Annotated in this window: 38 protein-coding genes; 33 read left to right on the top strand and 5 right to left on the bottom strand. The window is 55.7% G+C overall.

Translation table 11 applies throughout. The annotated features are described in order from the left end of the window. From HF921_RS06685 to rplQ, 31 genes are all read left to right on the top strand, one after another. Positions 1-352: EF-Tu C-terminal domain-related protein (locus HF921_RS06685; protein WP_455692634.1), on the top strand; the 352-nt coding region annotated here is incomplete at its 5' end. Then, entirely contained in the window at positions 352-660 is a 309-nt protein-coding gene (gene rpsJ / locus HF921_RS06680; protein WP_014030033.1) for a 30S ribosomal protein S10, read from the top strand. The genes HF921_RS06685 and rpsJ, both read left to right, overlap by 1 nt. Positions 661-677: 17 nt before the next feature. Then, positions 678-1,310, top strand: coding sequence for a 50S ribosomal protein L3 (gene rplC, locus HF921_RS06675; protein ID WP_215892238.1), 633 nt, complete (start codon positions 678-680; stop codon positions 1,308-1,310). Between the two features lie 10 nt (positions 1,311-1,320). Further along, a complete protein-coding gene (gene rplD / locus HF921_RS06670; protein WP_215848845.1) occupies positions 1,321-1,938 on the top strand; it encodes a 50S ribosomal protein L4 in 618 nt (205 codons plus the stop codon). Continuing rightward, positions 1,935-2,228, top strand: a complete 294-nt coding sequence (gene rplW, locus HF921_RS06665; RefSeq protein WP_035193429.1) for a 50S ribosomal protein L23 — start codon at positions 1,935-1,937, stop codon at positions 2,226-2,228. The genes rplD and rplW overlap by 4 nt, the downstream gene beginning before the upstream one ends. A 16-nt stretch (positions 2,229-2,244) precedes the next feature. Further along, positions 2,245-3,069 (top strand): 50S ribosomal protein L2, encoded by an 825-nt coding sequence (gene rplB, locus HF921_RS06660; protein ID WP_064218410.1) that lies wholly within the window; start codon positions 2,245-2,247, stop codon positions 3,067-3,069. A gap of 18 nt (positions 3,070-3,087) precedes the next feature. Beyond that, the gene (gene rpsS, locus HF921_RS06655) at positions 3,088-3,363 is read left to right on the top strand and encodes a 30S ribosomal protein S19 (RefSeq protein ID WP_014030028.1); all 276 of its coding nucleotides are present in this window, start codon (positions 3,088-3,090) and stop codon (positions 3,361-3,363) included. Between the two features lie 10 nt (positions 3,364-3,373). Further along, entirely contained in the window at positions 3,374-3,706 is a 333-nt protein-coding gene (rplV, locus tag HF921_RS06650) for a 50S ribosomal protein L22 (protein ID WP_014030027.1), read from the top strand. An 11-nt stretch (positions 3,707-3,717) separates the two neighbouring features. Beyond that, positions 3,718-4,380: a 30S ribosomal protein S3 gene (gene rpsC / locus HF921_RS06645; RefSeq protein WP_064218411.1), complete on the top strand. Its 663-nt coding sequence runs from the start codon at positions 3,718-3,720 to the stop codon at positions 4,378-4,380. A 12-nt stretch (positions 4,381-4,392) separates the two neighbouring features. Beyond that, positions 4,393-4,809, top strand: a complete 417-nt coding sequence (rplP, locus tag HF921_RS06640; RefSeq protein WP_014030025.1) for a 50S ribosomal protein L16 — start codon at positions 4,393-4,395, stop codon at positions 4,807-4,809. Continuing rightward, positions 4,806-5,003, top strand: a complete 198-nt coding sequence (rpmC, locus tag HF921_RS06635) for a 50S ribosomal protein L29 (RefSeq protein WP_064218412.1) — start codon at positions 4,806-4,808, stop codon at positions 5,001-5,003. The genes rplP and rpmC overlap by 4 nt, the downstream gene beginning before the upstream one ends. Further along, positions 5,000-5,275: a 30S ribosomal protein S17 gene (gene rpsQ, locus HF921_RS06630; protein ID WP_014030023.1), complete on the top strand. Its 276-nt coding sequence runs from the start codon at positions 5,000-5,002 to the stop codon at positions 5,273-5,275. Before rpmC ends, rpsQ begins: the two co-directional genes overlap by 4 nt. Then, positions 5,272-5,640 (top strand): 50S ribosomal protein L14, encoded by a 369-nt coding sequence (gene rplN, locus HF921_RS06625; protein WP_014030022.1) that lies wholly within the window; start codon positions 5,272-5,274, stop codon positions 5,638-5,640. The genes rpsQ and rplN overlap by 4 nt, the downstream gene beginning before the upstream one ends. A gap of 9 nt (positions 5,641-5,649) precedes the next feature. Beyond that, complete coding sequence (rplX, locus tag HF921_RS06620) at positions 5,650-5,970, top strand: 50S ribosomal protein L24 (protein WP_064218424.1); 321 nt, start codon at positions 5,650-5,652, stop codon at positions 5,968-5,970. 14 nt (positions 5,971-5,984) lie between these two features. Next, complete coding sequence (gene rplE, locus HF921_RS06615) at positions 5,985-6,527, top strand: 50S ribosomal protein L5 (protein WP_064218413.1); 543 nt, start codon at positions 5,985-5,987, stop codon at positions 6,525-6,527. Positions 6,528-6,540: 13 nt separating this feature from the next. Then, positions 6,541-6,726, top strand: a complete 186-nt coding sequence (locus HF921_RS06610; protein ID WP_012536091.1) for a type Z 30S ribosomal protein S14 — start codon at positions 6,541-6,543, stop codon at positions 6,724-6,726. Between the two features lie 9 nt (positions 6,727-6,735). Then, a complete protein-coding gene (rpsH, locus tag HF921_RS06605) occupies positions 6,736-7,131 on the top strand; it encodes a 30S ribosomal protein S8 (protein ID WP_064218414.1) in 396 nt (131 codons plus the stop codon). Positions 7,132-7,145: 14 nt separating this feature from the next. Continuing rightward, positions 7,146-7,670 carry a 50S ribosomal protein L6 gene (gene rplF / locus HF921_RS06600; RefSeq protein WP_064218415.1) on the top strand — a complete coding sequence of 175 codons (525 nt, stop codon included), beginning with the start codon at positions 7,146-7,148 and terminating at the stop codon, positions 7,668-7,670. Between the two features lie 18 nt (positions 7,671-7,688). Next, on the top strand, positions 7,689-8,042 hold the full coding sequence (gene rplR / locus HF921_RS06595) for a 50S ribosomal protein L18 (protein ID WP_215861559.1): 354 nt from the start codon (positions 7,689-7,691) through the stop codon (positions 8,040-8,042). A 12-nt stretch (positions 8,043-8,054) separates the two neighbouring features. Beyond that, a complete protein-coding gene (gene rpsE / locus HF921_RS06590; RefSeq protein ID WP_064218417.1) occupies positions 8,055-8,585 on the top strand; it encodes a 30S ribosomal protein S5 in 531 nt (176 codons plus the stop codon). After that, positions 8,578-8,763: a 50S ribosomal protein L30 gene (rpmD, locus tag HF921_RS06585; RefSeq protein ID WP_014030015.1), complete on the top strand. Its 186-nt coding sequence runs from the start codon at positions 8,578-8,580 to the stop codon at positions 8,761-8,763. The genes rpsE and rpmD overlap by 8 nt, the downstream gene beginning before the upstream one ends. Next, on the top strand, positions 8,760-9,197 hold the full coding sequence (gene rplO, locus HF921_RS06580; RefSeq protein WP_064218418.1) for a 50S ribosomal protein L15: 438 nt from the start codon (positions 8,760-8,762) through the stop codon (positions 9,195-9,197). The genes rpmD and rplO overlap by 4 nt, the downstream gene beginning before the upstream one ends. Further along, the gene (gene secY, locus HF921_RS06575; protein WP_215893547.1) at positions 9,197-10,528 is read left to right on the top strand and encodes a preprotein translocase subunit SecY; all 1,332 of its coding nucleotides are present in this window, start codon (positions 9,197-9,199) and stop codon (positions 10,526-10,528) included. Before rplO ends, secY begins: the two co-directional genes overlap by 1 nt. Beyond that, a complete protein-coding gene (locus HF921_RS06570; RefSeq protein WP_215892236.1) occupies positions 10,525-11,187 on the top strand; it encodes an adenylate kinase in 663 nt (220 codons plus the stop codon). Before secY ends, HF921_RS06570 begins: the two co-directional genes overlap by 4 nt. Beyond that, complete coding sequence (gene infA / locus HF921_RS06565; RefSeq protein WP_064218421.1) at positions 11,188-11,406, top strand: translation initiation factor IF-1; 219 nt, start codon at positions 11,188-11,190, stop codon at positions 11,404-11,406. It abuts the gene before it with no gap. A 9-nt stretch (positions 11,407-11,415) separates the two neighbouring features. Next, positions 11,416-11,529 carry a 50S ribosomal protein L36 gene (gene rpmJ / locus HF921_RS06560; protein WP_009568281.1) on the top strand — a complete coding sequence of 38 codons (114 nt, stop codon included), beginning with the start codon at positions 11,416-11,418 and terminating at the stop codon, positions 11,527-11,529. Between the two features lie 63 nt (positions 11,530-11,592). After that, positions 11,593-11,949: a 30S ribosomal protein S13 gene (gene rpsM, locus HF921_RS06555; protein ID WP_014030011.1), complete on the top strand. Its 357-nt coding sequence runs from the start codon at positions 11,593-11,595 to the stop codon at positions 11,947-11,949. A 17-nt stretch (positions 11,950-11,966) separates the two neighbouring features. Beyond that, entirely contained in the window at positions 11,967-12,362 is a 396-nt protein-coding gene (gene rpsK, locus HF921_RS06550; protein ID WP_064218422.1) for a 30S ribosomal protein S11, read from the top strand. A gap of 21 nt (positions 12,363-12,383) precedes the next feature. Beyond that, positions 12,384-13,022 (top strand): 30S ribosomal protein S4, encoded by a 639-nt coding sequence (gene rpsD / locus HF921_RS06545; RefSeq protein WP_215893546.1) that lies wholly within the window; start codon positions 12,384-12,386, stop codon positions 13,020-13,022. 9 nt (positions 13,023-13,031) lie between these two features. Then, a complete protein-coding gene (locus HF921_RS06540; RefSeq protein ID WP_215848840.1) occupies positions 13,032-14,051 on the top strand; it encodes a DNA-directed RNA polymerase subunit alpha in 1,020 nt (339 codons plus the stop codon). 30 nt (positions 14,052-14,081) lie between these two features. Further along, on the top strand, positions 14,082-14,456 hold the full coding sequence (gene rplQ, locus HF921_RS06535) for a 50S ribosomal protein L17 (protein ID WP_064220180.1): 375 nt from the start codon (positions 14,082-14,084) through the stop codon (positions 14,454-14,456). Positions 14,457-14,523: 67 nt separating this feature from the next. On the opposite strand, the gene dut is transcribed toward rplQ, so the two are convergent. From dut to HF921_RS06515, 4 genes are all read right to left on the bottom strand, one after another. Then, positions 14,524-14,976, bottom strand: coding sequence for a dUTP diphosphatase (gene dut / locus HF921_RS06530; protein ID WP_064220181.1), 453 nt, complete (start codon positions 14,974-14,976; stop codon positions 14,524-14,526). Beyond that, a complete protein-coding gene (coaBC, locus tag HF921_RS06525; protein ID WP_215893545.1) occupies positions 14,969-16,225 on the bottom strand; it encodes a bifunctional phosphopantothenoylcysteine decarboxylase/phosphopantothenate--cysteine ligase CoaBC in 1,257 nt (418 codons plus the stop codon). Before coaBC ends, dut begins: the two co-directional genes overlap by 8 nt. 99 nt (positions 16,226-16,324) lie before the next feature. Beyond that, complete coding sequence (locus tag HF921_RS06520; RefSeq protein ID WP_215893544.1) at positions 16,325-20,932, bottom strand: glycosyltransferase; 4,608 nt, start codon at positions 20,930-20,932, stop codon at positions 16,325-16,327. 266 nt (positions 20,933-21,198) lie between these two features. After that, entirely contained in the window at positions 21,199-22,299 is a 1,101-nt protein-coding gene (locus tag HF921_RS06515; RefSeq protein ID WP_215892232.1) for a methyltransferase domain-containing protein, read from the bottom strand. A 230-nt stretch (positions 22,300-22,529) separates the two neighbouring features. Between HF921_RS06515 and HF921_RS06510 the strand changes: the two genes are divergently transcribed. Together HF921_RS06510 and HF921_RS06505 are read left to right on the top strand one after the other, a co-directional pair. Then, the gene (locus HF921_RS06510; protein ID WP_215893543.1) at positions 22,530-23,537 is read left to right on the top strand and encodes an NAD-dependent epimerase/dehydratase family protein; all 1,008 of its coding nucleotides are present in this window, start codon (positions 22,530-22,532) and stop codon (positions 23,535-23,537) included. Continuing rightward, positions 23,534-24,820: a capsule biosynthesis protein gene (locus HF921_RS06505; protein ID WP_215893542.1), complete on the top strand. Its 1,287-nt coding sequence runs from the start codon at positions 23,534-23,536 to the stop codon at positions 24,818-24,820. The genes HF921_RS06510 and HF921_RS06505 overlap by 4 nt, the downstream gene beginning before the upstream one ends. Here HF921_RS06505 and HF921_RS06500 read toward each other — a convergent pair. After that, positions 24,801-25,940 (bottom strand): GNAT family N-acetyltransferase, encoded by a 1,140-nt coding sequence (locus HF921_RS06500; protein ID WP_215893541.1) that lies wholly within the window; start codon positions 25,938-25,940, stop codon positions 24,801-24,803. The two genes, HF921_RS06505 and HF921_RS06500, sit on opposite strands and share 20 nt — an antisense overlap. Positions 25,941-26,095: the final 155 nt, after the last annotated feature.

The raw sequence follows: 26,095 nt of genomic DNA, 5'->3' as shown, positions 1-26,095 counted from the left end.
GTTGCGCGGCACGAAGAAAGATGACGTAGAGCGTGGGCAGGTGTTGGCGAAGCCCGGTAGTATCAAGCCGCACACGCGTTTTGAAGCCGAAGTGTATGTATTGTCCAAGGAAGAGGGTGGTCGTCACACGCCGTTTTTCAATGGTTATCGTCCGCAGTTTTACTTCCGTACCACGGACGTGACGGGTGCGGTGGAATTACCGGAAGGTGTGGAGATGGTGATGCCTGGGGACAACATTTTGTTCAAGGTAGCGCTGATTGCACCGATTGCGATGGAAGAAGGTTTGCGTTTTGCGGTGCGCGAAGGTGGACGTACCGTTGGCGCCGGCGTGGTCTCAAAGGTGGTCGAGTAATGGAAAGTTCCAAGATTCGAATTCGCCTTAAATCGTATGATTATCGTATGCTGGACATTTCCGCTGCGGAAATCGTAGAAACCGCGCGTCGGACCGGGGCGCGTGTTTGTGGGCCGATCCCTCTTCCTACAAAAATCGAACGCTTTACGGTCCTGCGCTCACCGCATGTGGATAAAAATGCGCGTGACCAATTTGAACAGCGCACGCACAAGCGCTTACTCGATATTCTCGATCCCAACGACAAGACGGTAGATGCCCTGATCAAGCTTGATCTGGCGGCTGGCGTCGATGTCGAGATCAAGCTGTAATTATAAAGGACGATACAATGGTAATGGGCCTGATCGGACGGAAAGTGGGTATGACGCGCATTGTTACAGAAGATGGGCGTGTATTGCCGGTAACCGTCATTCATGTGGCGCCGAATACGGTGGCACAGGTTAAAGATATCGCCACTGACGGTTACTGTGCAGTACAGTTGGCAACCGGTGAACGCCGTCCACAACGCTTAACCTCTGCGGTGGCTGGACATTTTCGCAAGAGCGGAATAACCCCGGGGCGGCTTTTACGGGAGTTTCGTGTCGAGGAGGACGCTGCTTATGTCTGCGGTACGGAGATCGGTCTCGATATTTTCGCGGAAGGTCAGCGCGTGGACGTGTCGGGAGTCAGCAAAGGCAAAGGCTTTGCTGGCGCCATCAAACGTCATAATTTCCGGAGTAACCGGGCCAGTCATGGTAATTCGTTGTCACACCGTGCCCCTGGTTCCATCGGTTGCCGCCAGACACCTGGGCGAGTGTTCAAGGGCAAGAAAATGGCAGGGCATCTGGGTGCCGAACAGGTCACGACGCTCAATCTTGAACTGGTGCGTATCGATGCGAATCGTCGCCTGCTCATGATTAAGGGCGCTGTTCCCGGTGCCCGTGACGGGGACGTGATCGTTCGTCCTGCCGTGCGTGGTTAGGAGAAAAATAATGCAAGTGCAAAGCTTGGAAGTGACCACCGGGAAGAGCAGCGATATTGAGCTCGCCGATGCTGTGTTCGGAGTGCCTTATAATGAGGCATTGTTGCATCAGGTCGTGGTAGCCCAGATGGCCGGTATGCGTTCGGCGAACGCCGTACAGAAGAATCGCGCGGCAGTGCGTGGCGGTGGACGCAAGCCGTGGAAGCAAAAGGGTACCGGTCGGGCGCGCGCCGGCAGTATTCGTAGTCCAATCTGGCGCGGCGGTGGACGGGCCTTTCCTGGTGGGAATGAAAACTACACCCAAAAGATCAACAAGAAAATGTGGGCCGGGGCAATGCGCACAGTGCTGGCGGAGTTGCTGCGTCAGGGTCGCTTGCAAATCATACAGCAAGAGGACCTTGGCGAGCCGCGGAGTCGACTCGCTAAAGACTGGTTGAGCCGCGCGGGCGGAGATAATTTTCTGCTGGTCATGGGTGAAGTGCCGTTGAATCTTTTCCTGGGCCTGCGCAATTTTCCGCGGGTGGGTATCGCCGGTTGGCAGGATGTCGGGCCTGCTGATCTTCTCCAGTATGGCCGCGTTTTACTTGATACCGAAGCGGCAGCAAGATTAGGTGAGGTGTACGGATGAACGCTGAGCGTAAGTATCTTGTCTTGCTGGCACCCATTATCAGTGAAAAGAGTACGATGGTGCAGCAACAGTCGAATCAGTTCGTGTTTAAGGTCGCGCGCGATTCTACCAAGCTGGAAATCAAGTCTGCGGTTGAAAAGCTCTTTGCGGTTCAGGTCCTTTCTGTTCAGACTTGTAATTATCTAGGTAAGGAAAAACGCATGGGCCGTCATGTCGGCCATCGCTCTTCTTGGAAGAAAGCCTATGTACGGCTGGCCGAGGGCAGCAGCATAGATTACGGCGTTGCCTGAGGAAAAGGGATAACAGATGGCACTTATTAAAACTAAGCCGACCTCTCCGGGACGGCGTTTCGTAGTAAAAACGGTCGACGCGAGGCTCTATAAAGGAGATCCGCATCCCGCTCTGGTCGAGGCTCAGTCGCACAGTGGCGGCCGCAACAATCTTGGGCGTGTTACGCGGCGGCACCAGGGTGGTGGGCACAAGTCACACTATCGTTTGGTAGACTTCAAACGTAATAAGTTAGATATACCGGGTAAGATCGAACGCTTAGAGTATGACCCCAATCGTTCGGCCCACATTGCGTTGATTTGTTATGCCGATGGCGAACGTCGCTATATTCTCGCGGCAAAAGGCATGTCCAGTGGTGATCCCGTGCTCTCCGCTGAGCAGACGCCCATTAAGCCGGGCAATTGCATGCCGCTGCGCAATATTCCCGTGGGATCGGTGGTGCATAACATTGAAATGCGGCCCGGCAAGGGTGGGCAGATTGCTCGCTCTGCTGGAGCATCTGCTCAACTCATGGCGCGTGACGGAGATTATGCCCAAGTGCGATTGCGCTCTGGTGAAGTGCGCCGGATTCATGTATCCTGCCGCGCTACGATAGGTGAGGTTGGGAATGAAGAGCACGGCTCCCGTCAATTGGGTAAGGCGGGTGCGACGCGCTGGCGCGGCGTACGGCCAACAGTTCGTGGTGTTGCGATGAACCCAGTGGATCACCCGCATGGCGGTGGTGAAGGGCGCACCTCCGGTGGTCGTCATCCGGTATCACCTTGGGGGCAGCCAACAAAGGGTTATCGTACCCGTAGAAATAAGCGTACGAGTAGTATGATTGTGCGCCGTCGTTCGCGTTAGTGGTTAAGAGGATTTCACGTGCCACGTTCGATTAAAAAAGGTCCGTTCATTGATGAACATTTGGACCGTAAAGTGCAGAGTGCTCAGGCGAGCAGCAGCCGTCGTCCGATCAAGACGTGGTCGCGCCGCTCGACAATTACGCCTGATTTTATTGGATTAACCATTAGCATTCATAATGGCCGTCAACATATTCCAGTAGTCGTCAATGAGAATATGGTTGGCCACAAGCTCGGTGAATTCGCTTTGACGCGAACCTTCAAGGGTCACGTCGCCGACAAGAAAGCTAAGCGCTAAGGGGAATGTGATGAAATCGTCAGCGGTACTAAAAGGACTTCAAATGTCCCCCCAGAAAGCGCGTCTGGTCGCTGATCTGGTACGCGGACAGCCGGTGGGCAAGGCACTGGAGATCTTGCGTTTCACTACCAAAAAGGCCGCGCTCCCGATTCGCAAATGTCTGGAGTCTGCTATTGCAAATGCCGAGAATAACGAAGGCGCGGACGTAGATGCTTTGGTCGTCGAGCAGATCATGATTGACGGTGGTGCAGTGCTCAAGCGCTTCGCGGCCAGAGCGAAAGGGCGTGGCTCGCGGATACTCAAGCGCACCAGCCATATCACCGTTGTCGTCGCTGAGAGTTAACTGAGGAACGTATGGGACAGAAAACCAATCCAGTCGGACTGCGTCTGGGAATCATTAAGAATTGGAATTCCCGATGGTATGGTAAAGGCGACTTCCAGGAAAAGCTGCTGGAAGACATCAAGGTCCGTCAGTTTATTCGTGAGCGACTCGTCGGCGGCGCAGTCTCTGACATTATCATTGAGCGTCCCGCGCGTAGTGCGCGTATTACGGTGCACACCGCCCGGCCCGGCATTGTTATCGGCAAAAAGGGCGAAGATATTGAAAAGCTTCGTCATGACGTGCAGATGCGCATGGGGGTTCCTGTCCATATCAACGTGGAAGAAATCCGCAAGCCTGAGCTGGACGCGCAGTTGGTGGCCGAAAGCGTTGCGCAGCAACTTGTTCGCCGCATTATGTTTCGGCGTGCGATGAAGCGGGCGGTTACCAACGCTATGCGCTTTGGCGCGTTAGGCATGCGTATCAACTGCGCCGGTCGTCTTGGCGGTGCAGAAATTGCCCGTACCGAATGGTACCGGGAGGGTCGCGTTCCGTTACATACGTTGCGCGCCGATATTGACTATGGTTTCGCAGAAGCCAAAACCACCTACGGCATTATCGGGGTAAAGGTATGGATCTTCAAAGGCGAAATCCTCGAGTGGAGCACGGCGCAAATGCCCGCTGCCCGCCAGAAGTGACGGGAGTGTCCGATGCTGCAGCCTAAACGTACAAAATTTCGTAAACAACACAAGGGTCGTAATCGTGGTATTGCTACCCGCGGAAACAAAGTGAGCTTTGGCGAATTTGGCCTTAAGGCCGTTGGTCGGGGTCGTATCACGGCCAGGCAGCTCGAAGCCGCCCGGCGCGCCATCAGTCGGCATGTAAAACGCGGTGGGCGCATGTGGATTCGTATTTTTCCCGACAAGCCGATCAGCAAAAAGCCGGCAGAAGTACGTATGGGCAAAGGTAAGGGTAATCCGGAATACTGGGTGGCCTTGATTCAGCCCGGTAAAGTACTTTATGAAATGGAAGGTGTAACGGAAGAAGTGGCCCGTGAGGCGTTTGCGCTGGGTGCTGCCAAGCTTCCGATACAGACAATATTTGTCAGTAGACGGGTGATGGGATGAAAGCTCAGGAAGTTCAAAAACTGGATCTGGCAGGTTGCCAAGCACAACTGCTCCTCCTTCTGGAGGAGCAGTTCAAATTACGCATGCAACATGCTACGGGTCAACTAGCCAAGACGTCGCGTTTACGCTTTGTGCGTCGTGATATTGCGCGTGTGCGGACGGCTATTACTGTGAAGAAGGAAGCGCACTTATGACCGAGGCGAAGAACCCGCGTAGTTTGGTAGGTACGGTGGTCAGCAACCTTATGGATAAGACTATAGTGGTCAATGTTGAGCGTCGTATCCAACACCCGCTTTATAAAAAATATATTCGGCGATCCAAGAAATTTCACGCCCACGATGCGGAAAACACCTGCCAGATCGGCGACACCGTGAAAATTGAAGAATGTCGTCCGTTGTCGAAAACGAAGAGCTGGCGCTTGGTGAACGTGCTTGCCCAGGGCATTGTGGAAGGGGATACCGCATGATACAGATGCAGACCAGGCTGAGCGTTGCTGACAATAGTGGTGCCCGGGAAGTGATGTGTATCAAGGTGCTCGGTGGTTCGCATCGACGTTATGCAGGTATTGGCGATGTCATCAAGGTGAGCATCAAAGACGCCGTTCCACGTGGCAAGGTAAAAAAGGGTGATGTCTATAATGCGCTCGTCGTGCGCACTCGTAAGGGTGTGCGACGCGAAGATGGATCCTTGATTCGTTTTGACAGCAATGCGGCTGTGCTCTTGAATAATCAGTTGCAACCAATTGGTACACGTATTTTTGGCCCGGTGACGCGCGAGTTACGCGGTGCTAATTTTATGAAGATAATTTCATTGGCGCCGGAAGTGCTGTAGGGGATGACCATGTTGAAGGTACGTAAGGACGATGAGGTCGTGATTCTGACCGGTAAGGATAAGGGCAAGCGAGGTAAAGTGCTCAAGGTGCTGCCGGAAGAGTTACGGGTGGTGGTCGAAAAGGTGAATATGGTTAAACGGCACGTTCGTCCTGATCGCATGGGCAAGCCTGGCGGTATCGTGGAAAAAGAGGCGCCAGTTCATGTGTCTAATGTGGCCATTTTTAATGCGGTCACAGGTAGCGGGGATCGAATTGGTTATAAGGTGCTTGAGGACGGGCAGAAAGTGCGTGTTTTTAAGAGCAACGGTGAAGTTATTGGCCGCCGTTAAGCAAGGGAAATAATATGGAAGCACGTTTACATTCTTTGTATAAAACGTCTATCGCGCCTAAGCTGATGCAGGATTTTGGCTTTAGTAGTGTGATGGAAGTGCCAAAACTGCGGAAGATCACTCTGAACATGGGAGTGGGAGAGGCCGTGGGTGACAAAAAGATTCTAGAAGCAGCTGTTGGCGATATGACCAAGATCGCAGGCCAGAAGCCCGTAGTGACGCGCGCCCGGAAGTCCGTAGCGGCTTTCAAAATACGCGATGGTTATCCTATTGGCTGCATGGTGACCTTGCGTGGGGTTTTGATGTACGAGTTTTTGGATCGCCTTGTCAGTGTGGCCATTCCCCGTATCAGAGACTTTCGTGGTCTTTCGCCGCGGTCGTTTGACGGGCGTGGAAATTATACGATGGGCGTGAAAGAGCAGATCATATTCCCGGAAATTGAATATGATAAAATCGATCGTTTGCGCGGGTTGGACGTGGTATTCACTACCACCGCCAAGAATGATGAAGAGGGCCTTGGGCTTTTAAAAGCCTTCAAGATGCCCTTCCGGTCTTGAAGGAGTTTGACGCGTGGCAAAGAAATCATTGATCGCAAAGTCTGAAAGGACTCCAAAATTTAAGGTGCGTGCGTATCACCGGTGCAAATTGTGCGGGCGTTCACGCGGTTACTATCGGAAGTTTGGCCTCTGCCGTTTGTGCTTTCGTAAGCATGCTTCGGCTGGGTCGATTCCCGGTATCGTTAAAGCGAGCTGGTGAGGAAACACGATGAGCGTGACGGATCCTATTGCTGATATGCTGACGCGCATTCGTAATGCGCAACAGGTAAATAAGGCGAAAGTGCAGATGCCTGCTTCCAAACTGAAACGCGCCATTGCGCGGGTCTTGGTGGAAGAGGGTTACATCCTGGATGTGAAAGAAGACGTGTTGGACGGTCATCCCGTTCTTAACTTAACGTTAAAATATTACGCGGGTACAGGCGTCATTGTGGAGATTCGGCGAGTTAGCCGGCCTGGTGTTCGCATTTATCGTGGCGCCGAAGATTTACCACGCGTGCGTGATGGCTTTGGCATCGCAATTATATCGACTTCTCAGGGAATTATGACTGATCGCGCGGCACGTTCCGCGGGTATCGGTGGTGAAGTTCTCTGCGTCGTATCCTAAAGGGGAGGACAGACATGTCTCGTGTAGCGAAACAGCCAGTGCCTCTTCCGAAGGGCGTCGAAGTCCACGTTGCAGAACAGCGTCTGATAGTGAAAGGGCCTAAAGGAGAAATTTCCGCGCCTTTCCACCCATCTGTGGAATTGCAATTGGATGCCGATGTGGCGTCACTGACTTGGGCGGAAGACCAAAATGCCCAGGCGGGAACGATGCGGGCGATACTGAGCAATATGGTACAAGGTGTCTCGCAAGGTTTTGAACAAAAGCTGGAAATTATCGGTGTGGGTTATCGGGCCCAGGCGAAAGGTAAATCGCTCAGCCTGAGTCTCGGTTTTTCCCATCCGGTGGATTATCCGGTGCCTGATGATATCAGCATCGAAACACCGACACAGACAGAAATAGTTATTCGGGGCATCGATAAGCAGAAGGTTGGTCAGATAGCCGCGGATATTCGTGCCTATCGTCCTCCGGAGCCCTACAAAGGTAAGGGTGTACGTTACGCCGGTGAAAATGTCAGACGTAAAGAAGCGAAGAAGAAATAATGGTTGAGGCTTACTACTATGAATAAAAATTTGTCAAGACTTCGTCGGGCACGTAAAACCCGGGCTCGCATCGCATCGCAGGCCAAACCACGGCTCTGTGTCTTTCGTTCCGGCAAGCATATTTATGCTCAGGTGATTGATGACAGGCAAGGGAAAGTTCTCGTGCAGGCGTCCAGCCTAGAGGGTGAACTCCGCAAGCAAATGTCGCACGGGGCAGATGTCGCAGCCGCCGCAACTATTGGACAACGGGTTGCAGCCAAGGCATTGGCGGTGGGCGTTAAGGAAGTGGCATTTGACCGGAGCGGATATCGTTACCATGGTCGGGTGAGGGCTTTGGCCGACGCTGCCCGTGAAGGCGGGTTGTCGTTCTGATGGAGAGCTAAGATGGCACGGGAAAATCGCGATACGCAGTCCAACGACGGGATGCAGGAAAAACTTATTCACATCAACCGCGTTTCCAAGGTGGTCAAAGGCGGCCGTCAATTCGGCTTTGCAGCGCTTATGGTGGTGGGCGATGGGGATGGCAAGGTTGGTTTCGGTCGCGGAAAAGCTAAAGAAGTCCCTGCGGGGATTCAAAAGGCCACTGATCAGGCACGTCGGTGGATGACGACTATACCGCTGATGCGAGGTGGTACGATTCCTTACCCGGTAGAGGGTCGTCATGGGGCGGCACGCGTCATTCTGCGTCCGGCGCCGGAAGGTAGCGGTGTCATTGCCGGTGGTGCGATGCGTGCAGTCTGTGAGGCGGTAGGCCTGCGGAACGTGGTAGCCAAGTCGCTCGGTTCCAATAACCCTATCAATGTCGTGCGCGCGACTTTTGATGCCTTTAATAAATTGGCCAGCCCCCAGGCAATCGCCATGAAACGGGGCAAGAGTCTGAAGGAAATCCGCAGCGGAGGAGGGCATGATGAGTAAGCATCTGCGCATTACGCTGGTAAAAAGTTTGATTGGCGTCGCCGAAAAGCAACGTCGGATTGTGGTGGGGTTGGGTCTGCGCCATACCAATCATTCGGTAGAACGCCTGGATACCCCAGAGATTCGTGGAATGGTCAATAAGATACCCTATCTACTTCGGTGGGAAGAGCTGTCATGAAATTAAATACAATTGCGCCTGCAGAGGGCTCGAAAAAGGACCGTCGCCGCGTCGGACGCGGGATCGGCAGCGGTCTCGGCAAAACGGCCGGTCGTGGTCACAAAGGTCAGCATGCGCGATCCGGTGGCTACCATAAGGTGGGTTTCGAAGGCGGCCAGATGCCTTTGCAACGACGTATCCCCAAGCGTGGGTTCCGTAACCCCTTGGGCGCTCGCGTCGTCGAGGTGGCGTTGTCCCAATTGGAGTCTGCGGCCATTGACGGCGTAGTAGATCTCGAAGGCTTACTGCTTCGGCGCATCGTTCGTGGCTCGCCGGATTCGGTTAAAGTGATTTTAACCGGTGAAATCACGCAGGCTTTAACCGTGCGTGGGTTGCGCGTAAGCGCGGGTGCGCGGGCGGCTATTGAGCTCGCTGGCGGAAAGGTAGAAGGTTGATGGCCGGGTTACGTAGCATTGGAGGCGCCGCACAGGGGGCCGGAAAGATCAATGAGTTACGTAACCGCATTCTGTTTCTGTTGGGCGCGCTTCTGGTTTTTCGTGTCGGCGCGCACATACCCGTACCGGGAATCGATCCGGCAGCCATGGCGGCATTTTTTAACCAGCAGCGTGGAACCATCTTGGGCATGTTCAACATGTTCTCGGGGGGGGCGCTTTCCCGCCTGACGGTTTTCGCTTTAGGGATCATGCCCTACATCAGTGCATCAATCATATTCCAACTGGCAGGGTCGGTTTTTCCGAAACTCGAAGAACTTAAAAAGGAAGGCGAAGCCGGGCGCCGTAAAATAACGGAGTACACGCGTTATGCCACGGTCATCCTTGCTTTGATGCAAGGCTTGGGAATCGCCATCGCGATTGAGAAAATGCACGCCGGAGCTCTTCCCGTGGTAATTGACCCGGGTCCACTGTTTCTGTTCACGACAACGATTTCCCTCGCTTGCGGCACAGTTTTTCTGATGTGGATTGGAGAACAGATTACGGAGCGGGGGATCGGTAACGGCATTTCTATGATCATATTTGCCGGTATTGTCGCCGGTCTGCCAGACGCTATCGGAACGACTGTTGAGCTCACCAAAACCGGCCAGTTTCAGCCGTTGTTCGTTGTGGCGCTCTTTATCCTTGCGCTTGGGGTGACCGGCTTTGTGGTATTTATGGAGAGTGCGCAGAGGCGTATTCCCATCCAGTATGCCAAGCGCCAGGTTGGCCGTAAGATATACGGGGGTCAAAGCTCGCACATGCCGCTCAAGGTGAACATGTCCGGCGTAATTCCGCCGATCTTCGCCTCCAGCATCATCCTGTTGCCGGCGACGTTATCCGGATGGTTCGCCAACGTGCCCGGAATGGAGTGGCTTGCGCGCTTTGGCCAGGCGTTGAGCCCAGGGTCTGCACTTTACGTGGTGGTGTTCACCGCTGCGATTGTATTTTTTGCTTTTTTCTATACGGCCATGGTGTTTAATCCTCGGGATACCGCAGATAACCTAAAAAAATCCGGAGCCTTCGTGCCGGGTATCCGGCCTGGCGAGCATACGGCGAAATACATGGATCGTATTCTTACCCGGCTCACGGTTTGGGGCGCTATGTATCTGACCTTGGTTTGTCTGCTGCCAGAGTTCCTCATTGTTCAGTACAATGTGCCGTTCTATTTCGGGGGCACCAGTCTGTTGATTGTCGTCGTGGTGATGATGGATTTGATGGGCCAGATTCAAAGTCATCTGCTCACCCATCAGTACGAGGGGTTGATTCGTAAAAACCCTCTCAGCGGGCGATGACGGTGGCAAAGCATTTGATCTTTCTTGGTGCCCCGGGCGTCGGTAAGGGCACCCAGGCTCAGCGGCTCGCTCAGTTAATGGGCTTGCCTCATGTGTCCACTGGTGATATGCTCCGCGCCTCGGTTCAGTCTGGCAGTGATATCGGGCTACGTGCCGCGGCAGTGATGGAGTCCGGCGCGCTTATGGGTGATGATATTATTGTCCGTATCGTTGCGGAGCGGTTACTTCTTGAGGACGCGTCGAATGGCGTTGTTTTCGACGGATTTCCTCGGACTATCCATCAGGCGCATGCGCTTGATCACTTATTGGCCGCGCATGGCGATGAAATCGGCGCGGTGCTGCATTTGGATTTGGATGACGAGGAAATTGTCGAACGTCTCTCCGGGCGGAGGGTATGTTCGAAATGCGGGGCGATCTATCACATACGCTACCATGCACCCACAGTTTATGGGATCTGTGATATCTGTGGGGGCGGGTTGCTGCAACGTGAGGATGATCAGCCCGCAGTAATTCGTAAACGATTGACTGTTTATCAGGCGGAGACTGCGCCTTTGATCGCTTACTATCACGATCGACCTGCCTATCACCTGGTGAGCGGGGAGGGCGAAGTCGATGATGTATTCTCTAGAATCGTGAAAGCGGTAGAGGTAGCGGGCTAAATGTCGAAAGAAGATACCCTGGAAATGCAGGGTGAGGTAATAGAGAATTTGCCAAGTGCGACGTTCAAGGTACGCTTGGAGAATGGCTATGTGGTTAATGCACATATTTCCGGTAAAATGCGGATGCATTATATTCGCATATTACCCGGGGATAAGGTTACTGTAGAGATGACGCCTTATGATTTGAGCAAAGGTCGCATCATTTATCGTGCCAAATAGGGGATAAACATGAAGGTTCGTGCGTCGGTTAAGAAGCTTTGTCGTAACTGCAAAATTGTTCGTCGTAATGGTGTGGTTCGCGTGATTTGTGTTGAACCTCGCCATAAGCAGCGCCAGGGTTAAGGCGGTAGGCGAAACTGTTTGGTCTGTGGGATCACCCCACTCAGTCTCTTGGAGGAATTGCGGATGGCCCGCATCGCTGGTGTAAATATTCCGAACAATAAACAAATAGAAATTGCCTTGACGTATATTTATGGCATTGGTAAGACGCGTGCTCAACATGTTTTGAGCGCTGCGGAAATCGCCTTTGATATGCGGGTCAAGGATATCAGCGAGCCTGAGCTGGAACGCATACGTTCAGAAGTTGCGAAGTTTCTGGTGGAGGGCGATTTACGCCGCGAAGTCACCATGAATATCAAGCGTCTGATGGATTTGGGTTGTTATCGCGGTATACGGCATCGCCGCGGTCTCCCCGTTCACGGCCAGCGGACAAAAACCAATGCGCGTACGCGCAAGGGTCCCGCTAAGTCCATTACGCGTTAAGCAGGAAGATTCTAGCAATGGCGAAAACACAAGCGAACAGTCGTGTGCGAAAGAAAGTCAAGAAAAATGTTCTTGATGGTGTTGCACACATTTATGCATCCTTCAACAACACGATTATCACGATCAGTGATCGTCAGGGCAACGTTTTAACCTGGGCCAGTTCCGGCGGGTCGGGGTTTCGTGGTTCACGCAAAAGCACACCTTTCGCGGCACAGGTAGCGGCAGAAAACGCGGGTAAAAAAGCACAGGAATTTGGTGTGAAGAACCTGGATGTCGAAGTACGGGGACCGGGGCCGGGTCGGGAGAGCACGGTGCGTGCACTTCATTCCATTGGTTTCCGTATCGCGAGCATTCGCGACGTGACGCCGATTCCCCATAACGGATGCCGTCCGCCTAAAAAGCGGCGTGTTTAATTTTTTAGGTGGAGATTATCTGTGGCTAAATATACGGGTCCGAGTTGTCGTTTGTGTCGGCGCGAAGGTGGAAAATTATTTCTCAAGGGCGAGAAGTGCTTTTCTGATAAATGTCCAGTAAGTGTACGAGCCTATGCCCCAGGGCAGCATGGTCAGCGACGCGGACGTGTCAGTGAGTACGGCGGCCAATTACGTGAAAAGCAAAAAATTCGTCGTATCTATGGCGTACTGGAAGGACAGTTCCGTCGTTATTTCCAGCGTGCCAGTCAGACTCGGGGTGTTACCGGCGAGTTATTGCTGCGTTTCCTGGAGTTGCGTCTCGACAACGTGGCCTATCGTTTAGGGTTTGGGGCCTCTCGTGCCGAAGCGCGGCAGGTGGTTCGTCACGGCCACATTCTGGTGAATGGACGGCGTGTGGATATCCCGTCTTACCAGCTTCGCGCTGGTGATGTCGTGAGCGTTGCCGAGAGCGCTCGGACGCATATACGTATTGTCTCTGCGGTAGAGGCTGCGGCTGGCCGTGGTTTCCCGGAATGGGTGAGTATGGACACTACCGAACTCAAGGCCACAATCAAAGCGGTGCCGGTGCGAGAAGATATCGCTCCGGATTTGAACGAACAGGTCGTCGTGGAGTTGTCTCTAAGTAAGACCGGGGATTGAGGAACGCTTATGACTGAGGTAGGAGAGCTGTTACGTCCACAGGGCGTTGAGGTGGAGGAAGTTTCGGCACACCGTGCGCGTATTGCCCTCGGACCCCTGGAGCGTGGCTTCGGTCACACCTTGGGTAGTGGGTTGCGCCGGGTGTTGTTATCGTCTCTCAAAGGTGCGGCGGTTACAGAGGTCGAGATTGAAGGGGTATTGCACGAGTATTCCAGCATCGAAGGGGTGCAGGAAGACGTTGTGGATATTCTGCTCAACTTGAAGATGCTGGCGGTGCGTGCGCATGGACGCGGAGATGCGGTGGTGACATTGCGTAAACGTGGTCCCGGGCAAATGACGGGTGCGGATATCGTGTCCGAACACGGCATCGAGGTGGCCAACCCCGATCAGGTGATCGCGACTTTAACCCGCGACGTGGAACTGGTGCTCCATTTGCGTATTGACGAGGGTCGGGGCTATGACGCGGCGGCCACACGGCGTCAGAGTCATGAAAAGCGCATTGGCGTCATGGCGCTCGACGCAAGTTTCAGTCCCGTATTGCGGGTAAGCTACCTGGTGGAAAGTGCCCGGGTGGAGCAGCGGACCGATCTGGATCGTCTGATACTCGATGTCGAGACGAATGGCGTGGTCGATCCGATTTGGGCCGTGCAAGAGGCTTCCCGTATTTTTCGCAGTCAGCTCGGTGTGTTGGCTGGTGCGGAAACCAAGGATGTGCCCGAGGCGTCACTGGTGCAGGCCAACGAGAGCCTGACGCCCTTGCTAGTTCGGCCGGTTGATGACCTGGAGCTTACGGTGCGGTCCGCGAACTGTTTGAAAGCCGAGGATATTTTTTATATCGGAGATTTGGTTCAGAAGTCGGAACAGGAGCTTTTGAAAGCCCCTAATCTTGGACGCAAGTCGCTGAACGAAATAAAGGAAGTCTTGGTGGCGCATGGCCTTGCGTTGGGGATGCGGCTCGACAACTGGCCGCCGGAAAATTTGCCCCCGGTGCCTGGGCGGTCCACTGATGCGGATTCTATCAGCGGTTAACGTTAGAAATTTTGTAGAGGGAATGGGGTTATGCGTCATCGCAAAAGTGGTAAGCAGTTAAATCGTAATAGCAGTCACCGGCAGGCGATGTTTGCCAATATGATGGTGTCTTTGTTTCATCATGAGCGAATCGTTACCACCTTGCCCAAGGCGAAAGAGTTGCGGCGTTTTGCGGAGCCGATGATCACTCTGGCCAAGGATGCGACAGTGGCAAAGCGGCGTTTGGCTTTTTCGCGCTTGCGTGACCGCCAGGCCGTGGTCAAGCTGTTTGATGATCTCGGTCCACACTATCTGGCGCGTCCTGGTGGTTATTTGCGTATTGTTAAATACGGCTTCCGGGCCGGTGATAATGCGCCGTTGGCCATTGTTGAGCTTGTGGATCGGCAAGCGGTTGTCGCTGATTAGTGAGAGATTGTACTGGTCAAAACCGGCCTGATGCTTGAGGCCGGTTTTTTTTGCCGAATGTTTGAGTCTATCGACGTCCGGTGCTGCCAAAGCCGGCGACGCCCCGTGTGGAAGTGGTAAAGCTGTCCACCACCGCGATGTCAGGGCGAATGATCGGTACCAGTACCATTTGCGCCACGCGCTCACCTGGTTCAATGACGATCTCTGCAGTACCTCGATTCCACAGGGAAATTCTCAGCGGCCCCTGATAGTCCGCATCAATGAGTCCGACCAGATTACCCAGTACCAGGCCGCGATGCCCGAGACCCGAGCGCGGTAGTAACAGCGCTGTAACCTGCGGATCGCCGATATGCATGGCAAATCCGGCGGAGACGAGCTCTACCTGTCCGGGAGCCAGGTGCAACGGGGCGTCCAGGCAGGCGCGCAGGTCCATGCCGGCGGCATCGGCGCTGGCATAATGGGGGAGGGGCCATTCCTGCCCGATGCGTGGATCAAGGATGCAAATTTGCAGACTATTCATGAAGGTCTTCGGACTCCGTAGCGGGAAGTGAGAAAATGCTGCTGAGGTGACGCACCAGATGGCGCGCGAGATCCATTTTGCTGCAGCGGGGGATGTGCAGGACCCGTTCGCCCTGCAGAATACTACAGGCATTGTCGGTAGCACCCATCCCCACATCGACAGACGTAATATCGTTGACTACGATGACGTCTGCTCCTTTGCGTGCTGCCTTGGCACTTGCTGCGGCGAGGTGGTCGCGGGTCTCGGCAGCAAAAGCGACAATCCAGCGTGGTCGCCGAGGGTCCTGATGGAGCGCGCTGACGATATCGGGATTGATGCTGAGAGGCAAAGGGTTTGCGATATCCGTTTTGCCTAATTTATGCGCGCTGAACTGACTCGGCCTGTGGTCGGCGACGGCGGCGTTGGCGATGAAGATATCCGTGGGCTTGTCCAGTGCCTGCAGGCAGGCCGCGAGCATGTCCTGTGCAGAGAGGACATCCTGGCGGCTTACTCCCGGCGGCGTTTGCTCATGGGTAGGGCCGGTAATCAGCAATACATTCGCCCCCGCTTCCGCGCACGCCTGGGCGAGGGCAAAACCTTGGCGGCCACTGGCGCGATTGCTGAAACCTCGCGCTGAGTCGATGGCCTCCCAGGTCGGACCGGCGGTAATGAGGACACGTTGTCCGCACAGAGTTTTCTTGGTCAGGGCGAGGCGTAGTTCATCCACCAGGCGCTCTGGCGCCAACAGTCGTCCGGTGCCTTCCTCACCGCAAGCGAGACTGCCGCTGTCCGGGCCCAAAAAGTGGGCGCCATCCGCCCGCAACTGAGCGACATTGCGCTGAGTCGCAGGATGTGCCCACATGGCGCTGTTCATCGCGGGCGCAAGGAAAAGCGGCGCACGGTTGGCGAGAACGATGGTGCTGAGCAGGTCATCGGCCAAACCTTGGGCGAGGCGGGCCATTCCGTTGGCGGAGATGGGTGCGATTAAGAGGGCGTCGGCCCAGCGTGCCAGGCGGATATGGTCCATGGCCGCCTCTTCGGCGGCGGCAAAGAGGTCGCTACGCACGGGCTCCCCACTCACGGCCTGCAAAGTCAGCGGTGTCACAAACTGTGCAGCACCCCGTGTCATGACCACGCGCAACTCTACCCCGGCCTGGCGCAGGGCGCGCACGATCTCCGGGCTCTTGTAGGCGGCAACGCTGCCGCCTACACCCAGAAGAATGCGTTTGCCGGCGAGGGGCTCTGTCGTGTTGAATACGCTTCCGGTCATTTGTCGTAATCCTTCGACAATGTTTGTTCTTTATAGTAACAGAAAGCTCCGCTATGTGGCTTCCGATAAAATTCGCGTTGATCACGATGTCAGGGATCCTTAAGATTCCTTTATGGCAATTTCATCAACGCGAATAGCGATACCCGTTGCCACATAAACCCGCACTTCAATATCTTCAGCATAGGCCTGCAATTCAAAGGCTACGCGACCCAATTCATCGACCGCATCGTCTGTTGTCGCATATATGGCTCGGCGTACCACCAGATGGTCGCCTTTGTTCCACGATACATCCATCCAGCAGTCGTTCAAATCCCCTGATTTCAGAGCCACGCCATGGACGGTGGCGACATAATCTCCCTTTGGAAGGCCTACATACGGGCCAAAAATAAGAATTCCCTCTTCGCCCGTGGCGTATATGCTCCGGCCCACCGGGTAACCCACAATGGATTCCATTCTGGGATGTGTCGCCCAGTATCGGTGAGCCAGGGCAATGGGGCTCTGCTGACGTTGGCGGGTTTGAACAGTTGCCTTTGGTGGGGCGGCGCTGCGAGGAGAATGGTCCTCCTTACGCAGTTCCACCATGCCGATGCGCAAATCGCTGAAATCGCTCACCAAGACCCGCGCCTCCAACCCCCTGCAGAATTGCGTCAAGGTGAACCGAAGCGTCGCCAGCACACCCTCCCGTCCATCCTCCGGGGCTTCCAAGGACCGCTCCACCAACACCGTGTTGCCGCCCTTCAGGCAAATGTCGGCCATGGCGTCGGCCAATCCGAATCTGCCCACGCTCCCGTATATTTTCATCACATAGCTACCAGCTTCGAGGTCGAGATAAGGGCCGTACATCAGGTATCCCCTTCGCCCCGTGCTCACCAGTTGCGTGCCCTCACGCCTGCCCGCAATGGTGAGCAGATGTCTATCCGAGCCCCAGTAGCGGACCACGCGCGTATCGTCCTTTACCGGCTCCCAGCGATCCTGCCACTGATCCTCGAGAATCATGGCAAGCATGGTCTTGACGCTTTCCTCCCAACTCACCCAGCGCATGGCATCGAATACCGGCGATTGGTCCGGTTCGCGCGACCTCAGCCACTGGCGCACGGCGCATGCGATATCCGTGGGCGCCAGGCCCGAGAAATAGCGGGCATACGCCCCCGCCACCTCGCGGAACACCGGGATATCACGGGCAAGGATGGGCAATTCATGTCGCATGGCCTCGATCAGGGACAGGCCATAGCCGTCATCCAACGCGGTGGCGATGAGGCAGGTAGCATCGGCGTAGAGTCGCTCCAGTACACGCACATCGGCATCTTCCACCCAAAACAGGTGCCGCTCTCGCAAGGGATGGGTGCGCAAGCGGTGCACCAGTTCGTCCACGAGCCGTCCCTGCTCGCCGACGATGATCAGATTCACCTGCTCCCCTTGGTGCCACAGCAGTTCAAACGCCGCCAGCGTTTGCGCATGTGCTTTTCGCGGCTCCAGTGTGCCGACCATCAGAAAAGCGGGATGACGCAACATGGCGGCGTGTTGTATGCCTTGCAAGGTATGATGCAAAAAATTTTCCGCCGCCTCTTTCTCCACCCCGTCGACCCCCGGTCGCACCCAGCCGAGGTGCAGGGTGTGTCCCTCTCCGGGGCCGAACAGGCCCAGCCACAGCTTCAGGTTTGCCGCGACCGCGGCCGACACACACAACACGCCATCTCCCGCGGAGGCGAGCGTTTGCAGCCAGCGGCTGTATCCCTCCACGCCGGACCCGGTACATTCGGGTAACATCACGGGAAAGAGATCATGCACGGTAAAGATCATCTTGACGCCACGGAGGCGCAGTGCGTTCAAGGCATGCTGATGATGGACTATCAACTCAGGCTGGGAATCCAGCCCCCAGAACACGTCGCCCGCCTGCGCAAAAACCGGCGCGTCGTCCAACGGCAAGTCGCCCAGTCCAAGAAAATGCGCGGTGAACCGCCGCGCATAGTAATAGCCTCGCTCGGCGGTGGCATATATCGGCTTCGCCCGAAAACCGGCAAAGGATGCGTTGAGCAATACCTGTAGCACACTGCGCGTTACACGATGTTTGCCCGTTTTGCCGTCACTCCGGTGCAACGCCGAAATATCCACCAGGATTTGCCGATAGGTCTGACGTTTCGGCGGGTAGAGGATCGCCATGCGCTCGGCAAGCATGGATAAATCCGTGAGGTTTTGCGGCGGGTCGAACTGGTACATTTCGCGGATCAATCCTAGCGGGCCCTGTTCGGCTCGGGCGTAGAATTCCTCGATGGCCTGGACGTATTGCTCGGCGCAGGTGCTGGGCATGTGGTGCGTGCGGATATGCGCCGCGGCGCGGTCGCCCAGCGTCTGACGCAACACGGGGTCGGCCTGAAAGCGCTCCAGTTGCGCGCGAAGGGCATCCGTGCTGAAGTCATCCGGCAACATGCACACCGCATCTTTGGGCAAATCCGCCATGCACCCATTGGCGTTGACGATGGTGGGCAAGCCGTAGTTCATGCAATCCAGCACGGCCGCCGAGGTTTCGCCGCGCGAGAGGGTGCGCAACTGCACGGCGAGATCCGCCGCGGCCAGATAACGTCCGTAGCTGGCTTCGTCCGCCCATCCGGTGATGCTGATCCGTCCTGGGTTGGCATCGACCCATTGCTGGATGTTCTCGCCATACGCATCACCCGCCGACTTCCCCACAAAAACCAATTTGCAGTGCGGCTTGCGCGCAAGACTGGACGCCAGCCATGCCTCGATCAGCCGGTGGTTGAGTTTTGTTTGCGCGACGATGCCGAAAGTACAGACCAGAAATACCTCGTCCCCCAGGCCGAGTTCGGTACGCGCCTTCGCTCGTTGTCTCGCCACCGGGGGAGTACGCAGCAGTGGAATGCAGGCCCACGCATCGGCAAAACCGGGGGCGTACCATTCATCCGCCATGCGTCGCGAAAAATCCGAATGCACAATGACGCCCATGGCACGTTCCAGTACGGCCAGATTGCATGGCCATTTGAAAATGACGTCCGCGGCATCTCCTTGTATTTCGCAACGTTCACGAACAGCCACCCACCCGTGGGAGCGCAACAGCGCTTGCGTCCACGCGCCTGTTGCGTAACCCGTAGCCTCCATGTGCACAAAGGCGCCGCTCAAAAAGAAATCGTGCAGCACCACCACTCCCGGATGCCGTTCCAGCATACCGAACATGTGCCGATGGAAATGCGAGTTACCAAAGTGGTAGAGGATGCGGTCGTACGCGTGCGCGTGCTGCTCGAACCACGCCACCGAACGCTGGCGGGTATTTCCCAGTATCCAGAGGTCACTGACGGACTCGGCCTGATCGACGATCACATCGATCACGTAATGCGCGGCCAGCACCGGCAGCAGTGCGGCGCTGTAATCGGCAATGCCGCTCTGCGCCGGCGGCAGGGGGGACACATAGGCCAGACTCGGCCGACGTGATGGCGGCAAGTGGACCGGAAGCCGGGCTGGCTCTGCCAACCGGCGGGCGTGAAAAGCCGTCATCGCCGCCAACGCGCGCGTCGCCGTGGCCTCCCAGGAGAACTTCGCCGCCTGCTTCAGGCCGTGCGTCCTGAGCGCGCTACGGAACACGGCGTCCGTCAATCCGCGTTCGATGCCACGGGCGATGGACCGAGCGTCAAAAGGGTCGAACAGCGCCTCGTCCCACCCCACCACCTCGGGCAGACTGCTGCGATCGCTGGCGATGGCGGGGGCACCGCAAGCCATGGCCTCGAGCACGGGCAAACCGAAGCCTTCGTGCCAGGAAGGGAACACGAACAAGGTACATAAGTTGTACAGCGCAAGGAGATCGCTATCGGATACAAAGCCGGTGAGCACCAACTCGCCAACCCCCAAACCCTGCTGAGCGGCCCAGGCGAAGAGACGTGCGCGGTCCGGTTCCCGCATGGAGCAGACCACCGCCAGGTGGTGATTCTGACGCAAGCGCTTCGGCAAGCCCGCAAAGGCGGTGATCAGTCTTTCGATATTCTTTCGGTGGTCGATGCCCCCGGTGTACATGATGAAGGGATGCCGCAAGCCGTATTTCGCGCGGAGGGTCCGCGCTTCCCCGATCGGGTAGCGCAACGGCTTGAATGAGGCATCCATGGCGCTGGAGATATTGATCACGCGCGCCGGATGCATCCCCAGATAATCGATGGCCTCCTGACGGCTGGCCGCCGAGATGGCCAGCAGGAGATCCGCTTGTTGCAGGTGTGCCAGACGGTTGTAATACCACATGGCAGCCGCGGGGTCTGCGAGATAAAGATCTTTGTGGATCAGCGGAATGAGATCGTATAGCACCACCGCCGTGGGGATGGTTGCACCGCTTTGATGGACGCTCACGATGACATCCTCGCCAACCCCTTCGAACAGGCTGGTGATCAGCACCATTTCCGGCCGCAGATGCCGTAAAAAGGCTTCATAATACGCTTCGCTGGCCATACGGCGCCAAAGATTGGCCGGGTCGGGGGCATGGGCGGGCGTGAGCGGAAGCCAGACATGGATGTCCTCTTGCGCCACCAGGCCGGCAAAGGCGCTACGAATCGGATCGATGGTGTCGGTAAAGGTACCGTTCAGGGCCAACGAAATACGGTGGAGGGGTTTCGCAAGACGTGCCAGCGCAAGCGCCAAGGCCATGGAGTAGCGGCCGATACCGCGATGGCGGTTCGATGCCTGCGCCCCTTGAAGATCGATGACGATGTGCATGGCATTACCCCCTGGACACCTTGAGCAATGGGTGCGGATAACTGCGCGCCTCCCAGGACACGGTTGCCGGGTTCGGCCCGGTCAAAGCTCTGCGCATAAGAGACCCATGTCATGGCGACGCCTCTACATGTAAAGAACGCACGTGGATTTTATTGCCGATAAACACACTGGAGTCAGATTAAACAACCCTGGATTATCTAGGGTAGACCATGAAAGTTATTTTTGCCAAATTGGCCCCGACAGGGCCGGTACGCAACTTTAATAAATCAGCACTTTAAAATGTTAACGTTAGCCGATACGGCGCCAGAGTAGTTTTTTACAACCACCTTTGTTTCTATCGCCGTAACATAACCAACGACGCAGAAATCCACACAAAATTCTATCCATTTTTTTGTCTTTTGCAACTCATCAAAGCCGACAACTCTTTTTCCGTGAATCACAGCCCCAAAGGCTGACACCACCGCCAATACAATTTCGACACTCTCAGAAACGGATTCAGCCTCGTTTCTTAAATGAAAAATCGCCTGGTAATTCCCATCCGACAGAGGAATATATGGACCATTCAGTACGCAACCTGAGTCTTCGGGGCCTACCTGGACGACGGAGGAACCCCACTCCCAATGTTTGACACCAAGATTGGACACAAATCTGGCATTAATAAAGCTATTATAGTTTCTAAAGAAAATATCGCTCACCAGGCTTGCTGTTTTTTCCGCGTCCGCGGGTCGACATTTTTTGGCATTTATCCACCAAATAAAGCTATCTTCAGCGTGTAACCTGGCCATATATCTGCGCTCATCACAATCAAGCTCGCCCGCCTTACATGAAAACAAGTCAAATGGCCTTTTGGTAACCGGATCACGTACCAGCCAAATACCTCTTGTTTCCATCACATCAAAACCAGCCACATCCAGTAGTGAAACCATCTCATCTGCCGTAAATTCAAGGGTATGCTCTGGCTGTGACCACTCAATATGTTGCGTGGACGATCTGTTTGGAGAATCTATTACAAACAATCCGCCCTCTTTTAACACCCGGTTCGACTCCAGCAGAAAGCCAAGCACATCCCTGGGTATCAAGTGCTCAATATTTTGCCCGGAAAACACAACATCAACGCTCGAACTTTCAACATCACACATATCACCAACAGAATTCGCGGTCCATTCCACGTTTGCTGGCAGATCAGCGGGTTTTTGGCTGTACAGCTCAATCCCAATATGTTTTCCACTATGGCCCGTACAATCTTCAAACCAGTTAAAATACCATGTACCAGCGCAGCCGGCGGATAGTACCGTGCCGGAGAATTTTGGCAAGCTGCGCAGACATCTTGTTCTTTCATCATGCAGCATGATATTAAAATCAAACATTTTGAACTCCCGGGATTGTATTCATGGTATCCCTCCATAGTTGTTCCAGCTGTTTTCGGATGTCCGCGACCGCACCCTTATCCGAGTGTAGTACCATATTCCGGTGTAGTAGCGCCGCACTTCCAACCGGCGGCTAGTCAGGTGCCGAAAAACTGCTTGATCGCCCGATTCTACGTGGTCAGTATGCACAGTGAGGACATGTAAGAACTGACTATTGGGGAAAGACCTGTATGCCGAGTTCAGAAAGCCCATCCCTGGTCACGGGTGCGACTGGTTTCATTGGCGGCCATTTGGCCGAACGACTTCTTGCCATGGGGCAACCGCTGCGTCTCTTGGTGCGCGACCCATCCCGCTTGTCTCCTCTGCTCAGGAACGGTGCCGAGATCATCCAGGGAAACCTGGAGGACGCCGATTCATTACTCCCGGCAGTACAGGGCGCGCGCCGGATATTTCACTGTGCGGCCAATGTCAGGACCTGGGATCTTCCCCAAAATTATCATGCCGTGAACGTGGCAGGTTTGGGCCATTTGCTGGGGGCCATAGAACAAGCCGGGCAACGGCCTCACCGTTTTGTGCATCTCTCTTCAGTAGATGTTTACGGCTTCCCCAAGACTCCCTGCGATGAGGATTGCCCGGCCAACGGTGGCGACTTCGCGTACGGTCAAAGCAAGCTCCAAGGCGAGTTGCTTCTTCGTGCGCAGGCTGCCCGCATGCACCTGCCTTATAGCGTCTTGCGACCCACCAACGTGATGGGAGCACGTAGTCCCTTCATCCAGCGTATCGGCGATGAGTTGCGCCGGGGACTGATGTTGACCATCCATGGGGGCGTGGAGGACTGTGGATTCCTTGCCGTGGACAATTTGGTGGACTGTATGTTGTGGGCCGCCCAGGCCGAGGCGGCGCTGGGTCAGTGCTACAATGTGGCCGATCCGGAAGCCATTTCCTGGCATCGTTTTTTGGATGATTTCCGGGCGGGTATTCAAGGCAAGGGAGTGATTTTGGACTTGCCATACGGGTTGGCTAATGCCGTGGCTGCGCTTATCGAGGCGCCCTACCGTTGGTTGGGGAGCACGCGCGAGCCCTTGTTGCATCGTATATTGGTGCGGATTTTTGGCCGCACCTGCGGACATCGGGCTGACCATATCGCGGCCGCCGGCTGTCCAGTGGGACGGGTGTCCTACGCCCAGGCAATGCGGGAATCCATTGCCTGGTACCAGGAATCTGGAGCGGGTGCGTGAAGCCAAACCCCTTTTCACAAGCCATCGCGCCCACCGTTGGCGCTGGCAGCCGCCATCGCCACTTTGTCTTTTTGCAGGGCATGCCGTCCCCATTCTTTGCGCGGGTCGCCGATATCCTCCGCCAGCAGGGCTGTCGCGTCACCCGGATCAACCTTTGTCTTGGGGATCGCCTATTCTGGCGGGGTGCCGGGGCCGTCGACTATCGCGGCAGCTACTCCCGTTGGCCGGCTTTCATCGACGCGTTTTTTGCGCGAGAAGCGGTCACCCATATCGTGCTGCTGGGAGAGCAGCGGCGCTATCATCGGGAGGCCGTTCACCAGGCCAAAGCGCGCGGTATAGAAGTGATTGTCACGGATTTTGGCTATTTGCGTCCGGACTGGATCACCCTGGAGCGGGACGGAATGAGCGGCGATTCGCGCTTTCCCCGAGAGCCCGAAGCGATCCGGCGACTGGCCGCGCGCGTGTCCGAACCCGATTGGTCCGTGCGCTTTGTCGATAGCGCATTTCGGATGGCGCGCGCCGATCTGCTCTATAACATGGTCAACCTGCTGTTTGGGTGGCTATTATACCCCGGCTATCGGCGCAGTGACATGCGACCTCCGACCCCCATCTATACCCTGGCCAGCGCGTGGCGTCTTTATGGCAATGCCCGCCTTCGCTCCCGTATGGACCACATCGTGCGCGGGATTCTGGCTTCGGGCGTAAGATATTTCGTCTTTCCGCTGCAGCTCGACTTCGATTTCCAGATTGTGGCCTATTCTCCCTATGCCACTATGGGAGATGTCATTGGCGAGGTGCTCGATTCCTTCGCGCGGGATGCGCCGCCCGAGACGCGGCTCGTGCTCAAGGAACATCCCTGGGACCCGGCCCTGAGCAATTGGGAACATTTCACCCAAGAGCGCGCCAAAGACCTGGGCATCAAGGATCGCGTGTATTTTTTGCGCGGGGGCAACCTGGATGCCCTGATTCAGGCCAGCGCTGGCGTCGTTACCGTCAATAGCACCACGGGGATACGCGCCCTGCAGCTGGGACGCCCGGTGAAGACCTTGGGGCAAGCCATCTACGACGTGCCTGGCTTATGTTCTACGCAAGACCTGCGAAGCTTCTGGAATCAGCCCAGTCCCCCCGATCCATCGCTCACCCGGGATTTTATCAAGGTGTTGGCCGCCATGGTGCATATCCGCGGCGTATTTTTCCGGGAGCCGGGCCTGAGCCATGCGGTGTGCGAGGCGGCACGACGTTTGTTGGATGACGGCAATGCGCCTATGCCGCCACGTTCGTGATCTTGAAGACCGGTCGTGGATTCGGTTGCGGCACGTGGTTGAGCAAGGCATACCCCAAGCCGACGAAGGGATTGATCCATCCACTGGCAGCGCGCAGGGCCATGAAAATGGGGGTGACCTCCGCACCGAGATCTTGCTTGATGGGATAGGTGGTCAAACCCATTTCCAGACGCTTTACCCCCAAGGCGATGGCCGTAACCACAACCTGGTGCGCGATGTAGATATAGAGACCGTCGTTTTCTGCCTCCGCGCGACCCACATAGAGCCAGCGCAACATGTCGCCATCGACGAGCAGCAGGGCATGCCCCACCAAGGCCTCGCCCCGATAAAAGAGTATTACCTTGGCCCGTCCCTCCAGAGTGCGGGCGAGTTCGCCATAAAAAGTCGGCGTCAGGGTCTCCCGCTGAAACTCCTTCGCATGCTGGTGCACCACCATCCACTGGTGATGCAGAATTTCGGCCATGTTCTCGAAGTCATCGACGAGGCGGTGGTGCACGTCTGCCTGTTGATTGCGTTTAAGGTGTTTTTTGAGTTTGCTCCGATAATAGCTGCGCATCGCGTTCCAGTACTGCTCCGGCGTGGACCAACGGATCTCCATGTATGTGTTGGGTAAACTGGGCGTCCAATGGTAACCTCGTCGGCGAAAAATGGATCGCAGGTTTTGGGCATTGGGTTCGAAATCCCGTACGACGATGAGAAAATGTCCTTCGGCGCGTGCGGTGCGGCGCAATACCGCATCCATCGCCTCGATAACCTGCTTATCGCTGAGCGCCTCGCTGCGTGCAAAAGGGGGGCTGTTGATGGTCACGGGCGAGCCCCACTCCAACATCCGCAGCTTGAGAAAGTTCGGAAACCATCGCCGGATACGAGTCAGAAAGACGCGCAATCCGGGCGGGGCAAAAATGGCGATATCGGTGGTAACGGAGTAAAAGCTGGTGATGGCCTGTGGCTCTCCCTGCTCATCCAGCAACATGGCATGGCGGTACGCAAAATCATTCAGCCCCGACCGCTCGACCACCTGCCAAAACTCCCAGGACAGCGTTTCCGAATGGGTCCTGGCAAGCCGATTCCAGCTTTCCCGGGGGGCTTTCGTGATGGAATCATAGAGCTCGATTCGCATATTTTCTCCGCAGATGTTTCTTTTGTGACGTGGATCTAGAGGCACGCGCGGAGTGCGTCCAGGGTGATGTCGATATCGGCCTGGCTATGGGTGGAGCTCAGGAAAAAGCGCAGGCGGGCTTGTTTTTCGGGGACCGCCGGATAAATGATGGGCTG

It is taken from the genome of Acidithiobacillus ferriphilus (assembly GCF_018854775.1).
Lineage (GTDB): Bacteria > Pseudomonadota > Gammaproteobacteria > Acidithiobacillales > Acidithiobacillaceae > Acidithiobacillus > Acidithiobacillus ferriphilus.
This window is presented reverse-complemented; position numbering and strand designations above follow the sequence as displayed.